Origin of the sequence: Rhodobacter lacus (genome assembly GCF_042683065.1) — a bacterium.
Lineage (GTDB): Bacteria > Pseudomonadota > Alphaproteobacteria > Rhodobacterales > Rhodobacteraceae > Rhodobacter > Rhodobacter lacus.
In genome coordinates this window covers 1-971 of record NZ_JBHUIX010000025.1, presented here as the reverse complement: position 1 = coordinate 971, position 971 = coordinate 1, and the positions used below count along the sequence as shown (strand labels likewise).

Below are 971 nucleotides of genomic sequence, written 5' to 3'. Positions count from 1 at the left end.
GGCTATGAGGTGCACGGGATCAAGCGCCGGGCCTCGCTGTTCAACACCGGTCGGGTCGATCACATCTATGAAGACCCCCATGTCGACAACTCGCGCTTCCGGCTCCATTACGGCGATCTGACCGACACTTCGAACCTCACCCGCATCCTGCGCGAGGTCGAGCCCGACGAGGTTTATAACCTCGGCGCGCAAAGCCATGTGGCGGTGAGCTTCGAGGCACCCGAATATACCGCCGATGTCGATGGCATCGGCACGCTGCGGCTTTTGGAGGCGATCCGCTTCCTCGGGCTGGAACAAAAGACCCGGTTTTATCAGGCCTCCACCTCGGAGCTTTTCGGCCTCGTGCAGGAGATCCCGCAGCGCGAGACCACGCCCTTCTATCCGCGCAGCCCCTATGCGGTGGCGAAGATGTATGCCTACTGGATCACGGTGAACTACCGTGAGAGCTACAACATGTATGCCTGCAACGGCATCCTCTTCAACCACGAGAGCCCGCGGCGCGGCGAGACCTTCGTGACACGCAAGATCACGCGCGGGCTGTGCAACATCGCCCAAGGCCTCGAACCCTGCCTTTACATGGGCAATATCGACAGCTTGCGCGACTGGGGCCATGCGAAAGACTATGTGCGCATGCAGTGGATGATGCTGCAGCAAGAGGCGCCCGAGGATTTCGTCATTGCCACCGGGGTGCAATATTCGGTGCGCGACTTCATCACCTGGACGGCGGCAGAACTGGGGCTGACGCTCGCCTTCAGCGGCACCGGCGTGGACGAGATCGCCACTGTCACCGCGATCGAGGGCGACATGGCGCCGGCGCTGAAAGTGGGCGACGTGGTGATGCGGATCGACCCGCGCTATTTCCGCCCCGCCGAGGTGGAGACGCTTCTGGGCGATCCGGCCAAGGCCAAGCAGAAGCTCGGCTGGGTGCCCGAGATCACCGCGCAGGACATGTGCGCCGAGATGGTGGTCGA

The 971-nt window shown here is 62.6% G+C and carries 1 protein-coding gene; it reads left to right on the top strand.

All coding sequences use genetic code 11. From position 1 onward, the window contains the following. Positions 1–971, top strand: a 971-nt coding sequence (gmd, locus tag ACFSM0_RS17615) for a GDP-mannose 4,6-dehydratase (protein ID WP_377393661.1), incomplete at both ends; no start/stop codon positions are given.